Origin of the sequence: Flavobacterium sp. CYK-55, assembly GCF_018413465.1 — a bacterium.
Taxonomy (GTDB): Bacteria; Bacteroidota; Bacteroidia; order Flavobacteriales; family Flavobacteriaceae; genus Flavobacterium.
In genome coordinates, this window is the sequence record NZ_JAHCDK010000009.1 from 123,467 (window position 1) to 138,513 (window position 15,047).

Annotated in this window: 14 protein-coding genes; 10 read left to right on the forward strand and 4 right to left on the reverse strand. The window is 39.5% G+C overall.

Annotation, left to right across the window (positions count from 1 at the left end; all coding sequences use genetic code 11):
- Positions 1-7: 7 nt before the first annotated feature.
- Positions 8-733: a biotin--[acetyl-CoA-carboxylase] ligase gene (locus KIH23_RS10655; RefSeq protein WP_213213474.1), complete on the reverse strand. Its 726-nt coding sequence runs from the start codon at positions 731-733 to the stop codon at positions 8-10.
- 95 nt (positions 734-828) lie between these two features.
- Here KIH23_RS10655 and rsfS point away from each other — a divergent pair, with 95 nt between their 5' ends.
- From rsfS to KIH23_RS10695, 8 genes are all read left to right on the forward strand, one after another.
- Positions 829-1,200, forward strand: coding sequence for a ribosome silencing factor (rsfS, locus tag KIH23_RS10660; RefSeq protein ID WP_213213475.1), 372 nt, complete (start codon positions 829-831; stop codon positions 1,198-1,200).
- An 8-nt stretch (positions 1,201-1,208) separates the two neighbouring features.
- Positions 1,209-3,164: an ATP-dependent zinc metalloprotease FtsH gene (ftsH, locus tag KIH23_RS10665; RefSeq protein ID WP_213213476.1), complete on the forward strand. Its 1,956-nt coding sequence runs from the start codon at positions 1,209-1,211 to the stop codon at positions 3,162-3,164.
- A 108-nt stretch (positions 3,165-3,272) separates the two neighbouring features.
- Positions 3,273-3,875 (forward strand): lactate utilization protein B/C, encoded by a 603-nt coding sequence (locus KIH23_RS10670; protein WP_213213477.1) that lies wholly within the window; start codon positions 3,273-3,275, stop codon positions 3,873-3,875.
- Position 3,876: 1 nt separating this feature from the next.
- Entirely contained in the window at positions 3,877-4,677 is an 801-nt protein-coding gene (locus KIH23_RS10675; RefSeq protein WP_213213478.1) for a phosphatidate cytidylyltransferase, read from the forward strand.
- Complete coding sequence (locus tag KIH23_RS10680) at positions 4,667-5,323, forward strand: phosphatidylserine decarboxylase family protein (RefSeq protein WP_213213479.1); 657 nt, start codon at positions 4,667-4,669, stop codon at positions 5,321-5,323. The genes KIH23_RS10675 and KIH23_RS10680 overlap by 11 nt, the downstream gene beginning before the upstream one ends.
- A complete protein-coding gene (locus KIH23_RS10685) occupies positions 5,320-5,598 on the forward strand; it encodes an acyl-CoA-binding protein (RefSeq protein WP_213213480.1) in 279 nt (92 codons plus the stop codon). Before KIH23_RS10680 ends, KIH23_RS10685 begins: the two co-directional genes overlap by 4 nt.
- The gene (locus KIH23_RS10690; protein WP_213213481.1) at positions 5,595-6,362 is read left to right on the forward strand and encodes a superoxide dismutase; all 768 of its coding nucleotides are present in this window, start codon (positions 5,595-5,597) and stop codon (positions 6,360-6,362) included. The genes KIH23_RS10685 and KIH23_RS10690 overlap by 4 nt, the downstream gene beginning before the upstream one ends.
- 21 nt (positions 6,363-6,383) lie before the next feature.
- Entirely contained in the window at positions 6,384-8,606 is a 2,223-nt protein-coding gene (locus KIH23_RS10695) for a M20/M25/M40 family metallo-hydrolase (protein WP_213213482.1), read from the forward strand.
- Between the two features lie 60 nt (positions 8,607-8,666).
- Here the strand turns inward: KIH23_RS10695 and KIH23_RS10700 are convergent, their stop codons facing one another.
- Positions 8,667-11,297 (reverse strand): valine--tRNA ligase, encoded by a 2,631-nt coding sequence (locus KIH23_RS10700; RefSeq protein ID WP_213213483.1) that lies wholly within the window; start codon positions 11,295-11,297, stop codon positions 8,667-8,669.
- A gap of 275 nt (positions 11,298-11,572) precedes the next feature.
- On the opposite strand from KIH23_RS10700, the gene KIH23_RS10705 reads away from it, so the two are divergent.
- Positions 11,573-12,010 carry a DUF1573 domain-containing protein gene (locus KIH23_RS10705; RefSeq protein ID WP_213213484.1) on the forward strand — a complete coding sequence of 146 codons (438 nt, stop codon included), beginning with the start codon at positions 11,573-11,575 and terminating at the stop codon, positions 12,008-12,010.
- A 45-nt stretch (positions 12,011-12,055) separates the two neighbouring features.
- On the opposite strand, the gene KIH23_RS10710 is transcribed toward KIH23_RS10705, so the two are convergent.
- The gene (locus tag KIH23_RS10710) at positions 12,056-13,381 is read right to left on the reverse strand and encodes a PDZ domain-containing protein (protein ID WP_213213485.1); all 1,326 of its coding nucleotides are present in this window, start codon (positions 13,379-13,381) and stop codon (positions 12,056-12,058) included.
- Between the two features lie 130 nt (positions 13,382-13,511).
- On the opposite strand from KIH23_RS10710, the gene KIH23_RS10715 reads away from it, so the two are divergent.
- The gene (locus KIH23_RS10715; protein ID WP_213213486.1) at positions 13,512-14,705 is read left to right on the forward strand and encodes a pyridoxal phosphate-dependent aminotransferase; all 1,194 of its coding nucleotides are present in this window, start codon (positions 13,512-13,514) and stop codon (positions 14,703-14,705) included.
- Positions 14,706-14,895: 190 nt separating this feature from the next.
- On the opposite strand, the gene KIH23_RS13890 is transcribed toward KIH23_RS10715, so the two are convergent.
- Positions 14,896-15,042 (reverse strand): T9SS type B sorting domain-containing protein, encoded by a 147-nt coding sequence (locus KIH23_RS13890; protein ID WP_410505142.1) that lies wholly within the window; start codon positions 15,040-15,042, stop codon positions 14,896-14,898.
- Between the last annotated feature and the right edge of the window lie 5 nt (positions 15,043-15,047).

Here is a 15,047-nt window from a genome sequence, read left to right on the forward strand (position 1 = left end):
GAATGGTTTAAAAGATCATCTGTACTTCTTTGATGTCAAAATCAAATATGCCATCATCAGATTGAATGAGCAACTTTCCGATAGGATTAATACCTATAATGCTGCCTTCAAAAACAAAGTCATCCTTTTTTTTGAATAACATTTTTTGATGAAGCTTGAATAACGAAGATATATATTCCGGTTTAAAAAAATCTTTTTTTTCTGACCAATTGGTCACATTAGCTTTGAATTGAATTATTATTTCATACATCAATTCAACAATATCATAGTCAAGCCCGGTAGCTAGTACCAAAGACGAAGCTTGAGGCAAATGGTTAAAATTCTTTTGATTAACATTAAGGCCTAAACCAACAACCGACAGAATTTCATTTTCAGATTTAAAACTGTTTTCAATGAGTATTCCGCCAATTTTCTTATTTCCTGACATAATGTCGTTGGGCCATTTGACAGTGACATCAGGTATTTTATTTCTTTTTAGAACTGATAAAACAGCCAATGAAAAAGCCATGTTTAAATCAAAAACCAAGGTAGCATCAATCAAAAAATCCTTAACCAATATACTCATTATAAGATTTTTACCTTTCTCTGAAGCCCAAACCGAACCCATTTGACCCCGACCGTTGGTTTGCTCATCAGCAGATACAACAGTAAAGTTGTCCACTTGTTCTTTACGGATTAAATCCTTTAGAAAATTATTGGTTGAGTCAATGGCATCGAGTTTGACAAGGCGCATGTAAGTGATTTAAAAAACAGAATTTAATCTTGTGTTAAGAATCCAAATTAAATACAAAAAATGATAACTTTGCACACATTGATACAAAATTATAAATGACAAAAAAAACAATCAACAATGATGTATTACTGGCTCATATCATCAAAGGAATTGAGGAAGTAAAAGGAAATGACATCGATATTTTAGACCTCAGAGAAATTGACAATTCTGCTTGCGATTACTTCATCATTTGCAACGGAAGTTCAAATACACAAGTTAACGCCATTGTTAACTCAATTCAAAAAACAGTTTCAAAAGCAATCAAAGACAAACCTTGGCATGTTGAAGGAACCGACAATGCCGAATGGGTTTTAATGGACTATGTCAACATAGTTGTGCATGTTTTTCAGAAACACATCCGCGAATACTACAACATTGAAAGCCTTTGGGGCGATGCCAAAATCACAACGATTGAAAACAAATATTAAGAGAGAAAATGTCTAACGATAATAAAAATCCCAATAGATTAAGAGTTAACCCTTGGTTGGTTTATGCTGCCGTGATAGGTTTATTCTTATTCATTAGTTATACCACCGGCGGATCAAACTTTCAGGAACTTGCTAAAACCACTTCATCAAGATTCAACACCTTTCTGGAGCATGGTGACATTCAGAAAGTAATAGTTTACAATAAAACCGAAGCCGAAGTATACCTTAACCCTGCAGCCTTAAAAAAACCTGAGCATAAAGCGGTTGCTAAAGATTTGCTTAACCGTGCCAACATCAAAGGTCCTCACTATACTTTTGACATTGGTAATGACGAAATTTTTCAGAAAAAACTAGAACAAGCTGTTGCTGACAAAAAGCTAAAAGACTTCAATTTTATGCCCAAAAGCAATTGGTCAGAAATTTTTATTGGTCTTTTACCGGTGTTGATTATTGTAGCCTTGTGGATTTTCATCATGCGACGAATGAACGCTGGCGGCGCTGGTGGAGGTGGTCAGATTTTTAATATTGGCAAATCAAAAGCAAGGTTGTTTGATGAAAAAACCGACATTAAAACAACTTTTAAAGATGTAGCCGGGCTTGAAGGAGCAAAAGAAGAAATACAAGAAATTGTTGAGTTTTTAAAAAACCCATCAAAATATACCAACTTAGGTGGTAAAATACCCAAAGGCGCTTTATTGGTAGGGCCGCCGGGAACCGGAAAAACCTTGCTTGCCAAGGCAGTAGCCGGCGAAGCAAAAGTGCCTTTTTTCTCATTATCGGGTTCTGATTTTGTTGAAATGTTTGTGGGTGTTGGCGCATCACGTGTTCGAGACTTGTTCAAACAAGCCAAAGAAAAATCACCAGCCATTATTTTTATTGATGAAATTGACGCCGTAGGCCGTGCTCGAGGAAAAAGCAATTTCTCAGGCGGAAACGACGAACGCGAAAACACATTAAATCAATTACTAACCGAAATGGATGGTTTTGGTTCAGATTCAAATGTTATTGTATTAGCTGCAACCAACCGTGCAGATGTGCTCGACAAAGCCTTGATGCGTGCCGGACGTTTTGATCGTCAGATTTTTGTTGACCTTCCTGATATCCGTGAGCGTAAAGAAATCTTTGAGGTGCACTTGGCTCCTCTCAAAAAAGTAGCTGAACTCGATACTGACTTTCTAGCCAAACAAACCCCGGGCTTTTCGGGTGCCGACATTGCCAACGTATGTAATGAAGCTGCTTTGATTGCTGCGCGCAACAACAAAGAAGCTGTAGACAAGCAAGATTTCTTAGATGCAGTTGACCGAATTGTTGGCGGCCTTGAAAAGAAAAACAAAATCATAACTGCTGACGAGAAACGAGCCATTGCCATTCACGAAGCCGGACACGCCACCGTAAGCTGGATGCTTGAGCACGCTGCTCCGCTAGTCAAAGTTACCATTGTTCCGCGCGGACAAAGTTTGGGAGCAGCATGGTATTTGCCTGAAGAACGCCAAATAGTGAGACCTGATCAAATGCTTGATGAAATGTGTGCCACCATGGGCGGTCGCGCTGCAGAAAAAGTAGTTTTTGATCGTATTTCAACTGGGGCATTAAGTGATTTAGAAAAAGTTACACGTCAAGCACGTGCTATGGTTACTATTTATGGTTTAAACGATAAAATTGGAAACGTAACTTACTATGATTCAAGCGGACAAAACGAGTATAATTTTTCAAAACCATATTCTGAGGATACTGCCTTAATCATTGACAAAGAAATTTCTTCGCTTATTGAGAGTCAGTATCAACGTGCCATACAAATTTTGCAGGATAACAAAGACAAACTCAATAAACTTGCCGATATTTTGATTGAAAGAGAAGTCATTTTTAAAGATGATTTAGAAGATATTTTTGGCAAACGACCGTTTGAAAAAGAAATAGAGCAAACGCCAGAAAACCCAACTGAACAAAACTCAGAATTGTCTTAATAGTTACTGGTTTTACTTTTTTAAAAATCTTAATTCAAAATAACACTTTGAATTAAGATTTTTTTATCTTTGGATGTTTTCAAAATATAAATACACGAGTTTCCATATATGAGTCTTTTCAAAAAATTCTTCGGTTCAGGCAACGATTCTTCCGATGAGGAAAAGCAGAGTGAATACAACACGCCACAGGCACATTCTTCTGCGCCAGCCGACGAAAAGTTTACTTTTAACTTCAAGAAAAACGGCGGAAAATTCTTGTATTGTGAAGATTTGACCGAAATGAAAGATCATTTTGAACACATCCTCGAAGAAAACGATTGGTTCGAATCTGAAGCTGCCTGTTATGAGCCTAAACTCTATTCAATGCTTGACGAGAACAAATTAGAATACAAAAACGTATCACAACCCAAATTTTTGTTGGCCAGTTGTGAGAATTTAATTGCCGACGAAGGTTCTATCTTGTTTTCATCAAACCAGATCAAACAATACAAGCCCAATGATTTACCTATGAATATGGTGATTTTGGCTACTACCAGTCAAATTCTTGAAAGCAAAAGCGACGGACTCAGAGCCATCAAAAAGAAATACGACAAAGATTATCCAACCAACATTACCACCATTAAATATTTCGAAAAAGCCAAAGAAGAAGACTTTTTGCAATACGGCAGTAGTGCCAAAAATTTATATCTACTTCTTTTAGAAGACCTGTAAAATGAACGAAACGCTAACCAGAGCGCTCTCAGGGGTTTTATATGTTGTTGTCTTAATTTCAGCGACTTTATTTCATCAGAGTTTCCTGATTTTATTTGGGCTGTTGTTACTTTTGGCTGTGCATGAATACACCAATCTTACCCAATTACCCAAAACCATTCCGTTTATATTGTCTATACTTTCTTATAGTTTATTGGCTTTTAACGAACTTCCGGTTGCTCTTAATTGGTTCTTACTAACTTTTACTCTATTGACCTCGTTAAAAGCTATCCTTTTTTTATTTGAACAATCAAACGAGCCACTGTCTAAATTAGATATTCAAATTTTCTTTTGGGGATATATTCTTGTTCCCTTTATCCTTTTAACTAAGATTCCTCAAAGACCTGAAGGCTTTATTCCTTCGGTTATGATCGGCATTTATATTCTGGTTTGGGTCAACGACACTATGGCGTATGTTGTTGGAAAATCCATCGGAAAAAACAAACTCTACGAACGTATTTCTCCTAAAAAAACCATTGAAGGATTCATTGGTGGAGTTGTATTTGCTATTGTAGCCGGAATTATCATGGCTACTTTTTATTTTGATCAATCAGCAATGATTTGGTCAATCATAGCCTTTATGGTTGGTGTAATCGGAACCATAGGCGATCTCATAGAATCAAAATTTAAACGCATTGCAGGTGTCAAAGACAGCGGCAACATCATGCCTGGTCATGGTGGAATTTTAGATAGGTTAGACAGCATTATTTTTGTCGGACCTTTTGTATTTTTGTTGTACCAAATAATAAACTATGTTTCATAAAGAAGGCGGAAAAATCATCCTTATTGCCACTACACTCACTGTAGTATTATTACTAGCATCCGATCGATTGATTGAATTGATGTGGCTCAAAAAAACGATTCAAATTTTAGTATTATTTCTACTGGTGATGATACTTCAGTTTTTTAGAAATCCTAAACGTATTGTTGACATCAACGATCATCACATTATAGCGCCTGTAGACGGAAAAGTGGTGGTGATTGAAGAAGTTTTTGAAGAAGAATACTTTAAAGACAAACGTCTTCAGGTTTCTATTTTCATGTCGCCCATCAACGTACACGTAACGCGTTATCCGGTCAACGGAAAAATTAATTTCAGCAAATATCATCCGGGCAAATATTTGGTAGCTTGGCATCCGAAAGCCAGTACAGAAAATGAACGAACCACGATTGTGGTTGAAAACCGAATCTTCGGAGAAATTCTATACAGACAAATTGCAGGTGCATTAGCAAAACGAATTGTTAACTATGCGCAACCGGGCATGCAAGTCGTTCAAGGAACAGATGCTGGATTCATCAAGTTTGGTTCACGTGTTGACTTATATTTACCTTTGGGTACACAAGTAAATGTTCAATTGAATCAAAAAGCCGTTGGCGGAAAAACGATTATTGCCATTAAAGAAGCATGAGTCAAAAAGATTTAGATACCCGTTTTGCAGAAGCTGTGGCCATAGCCGAAACTATGTCACAGGCTGATTTACCGCAAGATGTAGCGTTGCGTTTGTATGCTTATTACAAACAAGCTACAATGGGTATGATAAATCCACTTAGTGTAGGAAGCTCATCACACATTAGAGATGCTTTTAAAACCAACGCTTGGATGCAAATCAGTCATCTAACCTCTGATCAAGCCAAAGAGCATTATATTGAAATAATCCGGGATTTGAACCAAAATAAATCATGAAAAAACTTTGCTTATTGAGTCTCGGACTTGTTTTGGCATTGACTACTTCATGCCAAAGAAAAAAACTCACAGAAGTAGTTGAGGTTCCTTTACCTTCCAAAGACGACAAAATGGTCATCGGAAACCCTGAAGATGTAAAAGCTGATGAGGGTATGTTCAAAATGGAAGTACTTCCCTACGGATACGAAGCGCTCGCACCCAATATTGACGCGCTCACAATGGAACTACATTATTCAAAACATTATCTAACTTATACCAATAACCTAAATAAAGCAGTCAAAGAAGCGACGCTTGAAGAAACACCTATTGTTGATTTGCTCAAAAAACTTGACATAAACAACACTGAGTTGCGCAACAATGCTGGCGGTTATTATAACCACGGTTTGTTTTGGTCGATTATGAAAGCCAAAGCGCCTAAGCAACCCAAAGATACTTTAGCGCTGGCCATCAATCGCGATTTTGGTTCGTTCAATAATTTTAAAATACAGTTTCAAGATGCGGCTTCCAAGCAATTTGGATCAGGTTGGGCTTGGCTCGTAACCGATGTCAACGGAAAATTACAAATCACTACCACCGTTAATCAAGACAACCCACTCATGTCTAATTCAGCGATTAAAGGAACGCCTATTTTGTGTTTAGATGTTTGGGAACACGCATATTATTTGAACTATCAATACAAACGCAAGAAATATATTGAGAACTTTTTCAATGTTATTGATTGGGAAAAAGTCAACGAAAAATATGAAGAGGCCATTGCAAAATAGGCCTTTTTTAATTCATAAAATATGAAAAAAGAACTAACCTTACTTATTCTGTCGCTTACTTTTGGAGTATACGCGCAAGAAACACACCTCAAAAACATTCAAAAACTTACTTTCGGCGGTGACAATGCTGAGGCCTATTTTAGTCCAGATAGCAAAATGCTCACCATGCAAGTCACCAACAAAGCTATTGGCGCCGAGTGCGATCAGATTTATACTTTAAATTTGACCGATAAAGAATTCAACGCACAAAGCCTCAAACGCATCTCCAACGGAAAAGGCCGCACCACTTGTTCTTATTTTATGCCCGACGGAAAGCACATCATTTTTGCCTCAACACACGGGTCGCAAAATGAATGTCCGCTACCGCCCAAACCCCGAGAAGGAAAATATCTTTGGGCCGTTTATCCGGAGTTTGATATTTACATGGCCGACTTAAACGGAAAAATTGTCAAACAACTCACCAACTCACCGGGTTATGATGCCGAAGCTGTGGTTTCGCCCGACGGAAAAAAAATTGCCTTCACTTCTACCCGCTCAGGCGATCTTGAATTGTGGACCATGAACATTGACGGAACCAACTTAAAACAAGTGACCACCGGATTGGGTTATGATGGTGGAAGCTTTTTCTCACACGACAGCAAAAAATTGGTCTTCAGAGCTTCACGTCCGAAAACCGAAGCCGAAATTGAAGAATACAAATCGCTCCTAAATGAAAATGTCGTTGCGCCAACCGAAATGGAACTTTACACTTGTAATGTTGATGGTTCTAACCTCAAACAAATCACCCATTTAGGCAAGGCCAATTGGGCTCCTTTTTTTCATCCATCGGATCAAAAAATCATATTTTCCTCAAATCATCACGCCACGCGCGGTTACGATTTTCAGTTGTATATGATTGATATTGACGGAACGCATCTCACACAAATAACCTTTGACAGCGAATTCAACGCTTTTCCGATGTTTTCACCCGACGGAAAAAAACTCGTTTTTTCAAGCAATCGCCAACAACAAGCTGCGCATGAAACCAATGTATTTATCGCTGATTGGGTTGATGTTGATGCGGCTGAATATGTGAGCGAAACCAACCTCAAAAAACACATCAGCTTCTTGGCTTCAGATGATTTGAAAGGACGTTTGACGGGTTCACCTGAAGAGAAAAAAGCAGCGCAATATCTCGGAGAACAATTCAAGAAATTAGGTTTAAAACCGTATCGCGGAAGTTCATATTCGATTCCGTTTACATACAGCTATAAACTCAACCCAAAAGATTCTTTAAACCCAGAAAAAGTCAATATTGAGGCCAACAATGTGGTAGCTTATTTGGATAATAAAGCAGCCAAAACCATTGTAATTGGCGCGCATTACGACCATTTAGGGCTCAATGAACACGGCAATTCAACCAAGATGAATTCTAAGGGCGAAATCCACAACGGAGCCGATGACAATGCTTCAGGCGTGAGCGGTGTTATTGAATTGGCGCGTATGCTTTCACAAAACAAAACCACTGAAAAAGCCAACTATATTTTTGCGCTATTTTCGGCTGAAGAAGACGGTCTGTTGGGCTCAAAAGAATTGGTCGATGTCATCAAAAAACAGACTTCAAATGTGGCCGCAATGATCAATATGGACATGATTGGCCGACTCAACGCCGCCAAAGATTTACAAGTAGGCGGAACTGGCACTTGCCCGGAATTTTCAAAAATAGTAGATCGCAACAAACCCGCCGGATTTCACGTTACTATGGACGAAAGCGGAACCGGACCAACCGATCACACCTCGTTTTACCTTAAAGATATTCCGGTGTTGAATTTCTTTACCGGAACGCATACCGATTACCACAAACCCAGCGATGACGAAGATAAAATCAATTATTACGGTGTGAAAAACATCTTGGAATATGTGTTCAGATGCACCAACGAAATTGCCAACTTAGACGCGGTAGTTTTTACCAAAACCAAAGCCAACGCCGAAAAAATTCGTCCGAAATACAAAGTAACTATGGGTGTGATGCCTGATTATAGCGAACATCCCGACGGTATGCATATTGATGGGGTGACCGATAATCGTCCGGCGCAAAAAGCAGGCTTGCAAGAAGGCGATGTGATTACCAAAATCGGCGCAACCAATGTCAAAGATGTGTATAGTTATATGGAAGCGCTGGGCAAAATCAATCCCGGTGATGAAGTTGATGTAACCTACAATCGCAACGGAACATCACAAACGGTCAAAGTAAAATTTGAATAAATCCCAACAAAAAAGCACCTCGAAGAAAGGTGCTTTTTTTATCATGTCCTGTTGATGATGCTATTTAAGCGATGCCAAACTTTGTTCAAGCGTAGCAATTTTAGCGAGCGCATCGGCTTCTTTTTTGCGCTCGTTGTCAATGACTTTTTCAGGAGCGCCACTCACAAATTTTTCGTTCGACAATTTGGCTTGCACTGATTTGAGGAAACCTTTTGTATACTCAAGTTCTTCGGTGAGTTTTTTGACTTCGGCTTCAACATCAATGTTTCCGGTAATTGGAATAAAATATTCATTTGATTTTACACGATACGAAAGCGCTCCTTCTACTTTATCTTGAACATATTCAATACTGTCCACATTACCCAGTTTAGCCACAATAGCATCAAAAAATGTTGAAGCATTTTCTTTGTTCACAATGCGCAAATCAATGGCATCTTTAAACGGAATATTTTTGTCTTTACGAATGGTTCTAATGCCCGAAATTACCTCTGAAGCAAATTCAAAATCGCTTACTAGTGCAGAATTATATGCTTTAGCGGCTGGCCACTCACCTACAATCAAAGCTTGCTCCGGCGTGCGCTCGGCAATATGTTGCCAGATTTCTTCGGTTAAGAACGGCATAAACGGATGCAACAATTTGAGGTTGGCCTCGAGCAATTCAATGGCTTTGTCAAAAGTAACTCGGTCAATAGGCTGCTGATAACCCGGTTTGATCATTTCTAAGAACCACGAACAGAAATCGTCCCAGAACAATTTGTAAATAGCCATGAGCGCATCAGAAATGCGGTATTTGCTAAAGTTATCTTCAATTTCAATCAGCGTGTGCTGCAATTTGGCTTCATACCAAGCAATCGCTGCTTTTGAAGCTTCGGGTTGCTCAATATCGGCTAGTTCCCAGCCTTTGATGAGTCTGAATGCATTCCAGATTTTGTTGGCAAAAGCTTTTCCTTGTTGACACAATTCTTCGTCAAACAAAATATCGTTTCCGGCTGAAGCGCTGAGCAACAATCCAACGCGAACGCCATCAGCGCCAAAACGCTCAATGAGTTCTAACGGCTCGGGTGAATTTCCGAGTGATTTAGACATTTTACGCCCTTGTTTGTCGCGCACCAAACCGGTCAAATACACATTGGTAAAAGGCTTAGCATCGGCATATTCGTAACCGGCAATAATCATACGGGCCACCCAGAAAAACAAAATGTCCGGGCCGGTAACCAAATCATTGGTCGGGTAATAATATTTGTAATCTTGATTTTCAGGATCGAGTATACCGCCAAAAACAGCCATAGGCCACAACCAGGATGAAAACCAAGTATCGAGCGCATCGGCATCTTGACGCAAATCGGCAGCGGTTAAGGCTTGATTTCCGGTTTTGGTGCGCGCTAATTCTAAAGCTTTTTCAGGTGTTTCAGCCACCACAAAATCTTCTTTACCGTCGCCGTAATAATAGGCCGGAATTTGTTGTCCCCACCACAATTGGCGCGAAATATTCCAATCGCGAATGTTCTCTAACCAATGGCGATAGGTATTGTTAAAACGACTCGGATAGAGTTTGACTTCTTCGGTTTCTAAAACGGCTTTGATGGCCGGTTTCACGAGCTCTTCCATTTTAAGGAACCACTGATCTGAAAGTCTTGGCTCAATCACGGCTTTGGTTCGTTCAGAAGTTCCTACTTTATTGAGGTGGTTCTCGGTTTTGGCTAAAGCGCCAATGGTTTCGAGTTCTTGGGCGATTTCTTCGCGCACCACAAAACGATCTTTTCCCGCATAATGCAAACCGTAACTGTTTAATGTAGCATCTTCATTAAAGATATCAATGATTTCAAGGTTGTGACGCTCGCCGAGTTCTTTATCATTGACATCGTGCGCCGGAGTTACCTTAAGACAACCGGTTCCGAATTCCATATCGACATATTCGTCAAAAATAATCGGAATGACGCGATTGCAAATCGGCACGATGGCTTTTTTGCCTTTGAGGTGTAAATAACGCTCATCTTCAGGGTGAATACAAATAGCCGTATCGCCCAAAATGGTTTCAGGACGCGTGGTAGCGATGGTGACAAACTCTGAAGAACCTTCGATTTGGTATTTTAAATGATAGAGTTTTCCGTTGCGCTCTTCATAAATTACTTCTTCATCAGAAAGTGTGGTTTTGGCCTCGGGATCCCAATTGACCATGCGGTAACCGCGGTAGATATAGCCTTTGTTGTACAAGTCAACAAACGAGTGAATGACCGAAGCAGACATATCGTCATCCATGGTGAATTTGGTGCGTGACCAATCACATGAGCAACCGAGTTGTTTGAGCTGTTCTAGGATGGTTCCTCCGTATTTTTCGGTCCAATCCCAGGCGTGTTTGAGAAACGCTTCACGCGTGAGGTCATTTTTGTTGATGCCTTCGGCTTTGAGCTTGGCTACTACTTTTGCCTCGGTAGCAATTGATGCGTGATCGGTGCCCGGAACCCAACAGGCGTTAAAACCTTTGAGTCTGGCTCGACGAATGAGTACATCTTGAATGGTGTTGTTGAGCATGTGCCCCATATGCAAAACGCCTGTCACATTGGGCGGTGGAATCACTATGGTGTACGGTGTACGGTGGTCAGGTACGGAACGAAAATAGTTGTGGTTCATCCAGTAGTCGTACCATTTTTTCTCGATGTTTTTGGCCTCAAATTGCGCAGGAATAGACATATAATTTTGATTTCTGTATATTGATGGAAACGTTTTCGCCCCGATTGAAGCGGCATCCTTTTGGGGCGGGGTTCGACCCAAAAGATACAGCGGAAAGCGGGAATTAGCGCCTAAAAAACAAAACCTAAAACGGGCAAAAATTCATGCTCAGACCGCGCGGTATGCTTTTTGGTAGCGCAAAAATAAATAATTAAAGGCTGATAAAAAATTAAGAATTAATTATTTGCACATTCGTGAAAAGAAAGTATTTTTAACCAACCAAAAAGAGACCAAAAATGAAAAAATTAATACTATTGGCTGTGATGATGGGCTTTTGCCTAATCGGCAACGCGCAAGGAGCGAAGATTGAGTTTATTGCCAAAGACAACACTATTGATTATGGCAAAGTATACAAAGAATCTGATAGCGGTTTGCGCTCGTTTGAATTTAAAAATACCGGCGATGCTCCGTTGATCATTAGTAACGTTCAATCGACTTGTGGTTGTACAGTACCTTCAAAACCTACTGAGCCGGTGATGCCAGGTAAAACCGGTAAAATTGATGTGAAATACAACATGAATCCCGGGCCGATTCGCAAAACCATTACGGTTGAATCAAATGCAATTAATGTTGAGGGCGGACGCGTAGCCCTGAAAATAAAAGGTGAAGTATTGGTCAAAGAAGAAGTCAATATCCTTGAAAAGAAAAAGACGATGACCACCAGTGACCAATAAAATTTCATAAAGCTCCAAAATCATTGGAGCTTTTTTTTTTTGCTGTTATAATTCGTCTTGAAGTTCAAATTGAAATTCTAAATTTTTGCCGGCCCGCTCAACGGTAAAATACATGGTTTTACCTTCATAAGTTTTGAGCATTTGATTGATTTTCTGTAAGGTGTATTTATAGGCTTGAGCACCGTTAATACTCATAATTATATCTCCTTTTTGCAATCCGCATTTTTCTGCCGGCGAGTTTTTTCGAATTCCTGCTATTGAAAAAACGGGTTTGAGCGAGAACTTGTATTTAAACGATTCGGCTTTGTCGTCGGCTTTGTCGGAAGTAACTTTTTGTTTAGCAGTTGTTAATTGAACGGTTTCTGGTACCCATTGAAAACCTTCATTCTGTAGCTCAATACCACTCATATTATAGTTGAACGGCTCATTAAAATATTTGCTCTTTTTTAATGCAATGGTTTGATTAGAATAATCGAGTAAAATATCAAAACGTTTGAGTAACTCACCTCCTACCGAACCGCGTCTGTCGGGGACTAAATTGACACTTTTGACCGAAACTGAATCCGGAAATGAAACTATAGGCTGATGAAAATTAAAAGAGCCTATTTGCATACCCGAAATCCTAGCACGCTTACCATTTATATCACCGCTAAAACCACGACCAAGATATTCATCAAAGTTGGGTTCAGGAACCTTTACGTATGGTTTTGCGTTTTGAAAAACCCATAATGCGTCACTATTTCCGGTATCAATGAGCATTTTTGAACTTTGCAATTGATTATTGAGTAAGATATTAACTGCTAAATATGGTTTGGCTTTTTCAATAGTAATCGGAAACAACTCAAATTTTTTATTGAACTTTTGATGGGCTTTTACAGCATCTTTATAAACAGTTATTTTTTGCTTGCTGTAGTTGATCTGAACCAAATGATTTTTAAAAAAATGATACCCTATAATACCATTAACCGGAATACCAATATGGGACGAAAAGTTAAAATCTTGATCAAGAACGATATATAAGTCATGATGTTCATCTTTGAATCCGCCAAACGATACAATATTATCTGATGATTTAAGCCCTTCAATAGCATCAGAACTACCCAATCCACGCAATTTTATTTTTTCAACTTGATTAAAACGAACTTCAGCTTTGTCTTCCAAACTCAGTAAAATAGTCTCTTCAACCCCTGAATCAAGCAAAAAACTAAGCGGAACACCATTAACCTGAACCTCAATGAACATTAAATTATTGATGAGTTTAAACGGAATAACTGCTTTGTTTTTTTGGGGCTCAAACTCAAAACCTTCTTGTGCCATGAGCAAGCTGGTTGCTAAAATCATAGAGAGTATAAAAGAAATTCGGAGTTTCATGAAGTTTATTTATCGACTTAAATGTAAGTAAAATTTGAGTGTTTGAATCAACAAGTTTTAATATTTAGCCTATGTAATTGGTCTGCGATTAAAAAATTCGCAAATTTGCATCACTTAAAATCACAGCACTATGCCAAAAGTTTCTAACAAAGGAAAACAAATGCCAGAATCACCGATTCGCAAATTGGTTCCTTATGCTGATATTGCCAAGAAAAAAGGCAACAAAGTTTATCACTTAAACATCGGTCAGCCCGACATTAAAACTCCAGAAGTAGCCATGACGGCGGTTAAAAACGCCAACATTGAGGTTCTAGAATACAGCCATTCTGCGGGTTTTGAAAGCTACCGAAACAAACTTTCACAATATTATAAATCACACGGCTTACCGGTTGAAGTAGCCGATATCATTATTACCACCGGCGGTTCTGAAGCCTTGCTTTTTGCTATGGGCAGCACCATGGATCAAGGCGATGAAATCATTATTCCCGAACCATTTTATGCCAATTACAATGGTTTTTCTACCGCTTCAGGCGTTAAAGTTGTTCCGGTAATTTCAACCATTGATACCGGATTTGCGCTTCCGCCGATTGCTGCTTTTGAAAAACTCATCACAGCCAAGACCAAAGCTATTTTGATTTGTAATCCGGGCAACCCCACAGGCTATTTATATTCAAAAGATGAAATGCTTCAATTGGCCGAACTGGTCAAAAAGCACGACTTGTTTTTGATTGCCGACGAGGTGTATCGCGAATTTGCTTATGACGGATATGAGCACCATTCAGTCATGAACTTGCCGGGCATTGAAGAGCACGCCATTATGATTGATTCAGTGTCAAAACGCTACAGCATGTGCGGCGCGCGCATTGGCTGCATCGTATCAAAAAACAAAGAAGTTATGGCTACCGCGATGAAGTTTGCCCAAGCGCGTTTGAGTCCGCCTACTTTTGCTCAAATTGCCAGCGAGGCTGCGCTTGAAACGCCTCAAAGCTATTTTGATGAAGTCATCACCGAATACCGCGAACGTCGTGACACTTTGGTGGCGGAACTCCAAAAAATTGAGGGCGTCAAAGTAGCAGTTCCCAAAGGTGCTTTTTACTGTATTGCGCAGTTGCCCATTGACAATGCCGATCATTTTGCACAATGGCTTTTAGAATCGTTTGATTCAAACCATGAAACCGTTATGGTGGCCCCAGCAGCCGGGTTTTACTCAACTCCGGGCGTGGGTCTCAATGAAGTGCGTATTGCCTATGTGCTCAAAAAAGAAGACCTAATCCGTTCGGTACAAATTCTCAAAGAAGCGCTTGCACAATACAACAGTAAGTAATTTTTTCAGAAGCTCATCCTGCTGTCCGCTATATCTTTTGGGCCGCTCTTAGCCTGTGCCAAACTGACAACCTAATATCAGCCCAAAAGGATGCCGCTTCCATCAGGGCTAGGGCAACAGATTCCAAAATAAACTGCATAAAAAAAGCAACTTTTTCAAGTTGCTTTTTTTATTTTGCTCTACTGAGCGTTTATCTTTTGATCGAGAAGTGCGATTTAAATTTTCTATCTACACCGTTTTCTTTATAAGATACCTCAAACCAGTAATCGGTGGCCGGAACCGGTGTTCCATCTATGGTTCCATCCCAGCCCTCGCCTGACGGCATAATTTCTTTCACCAATT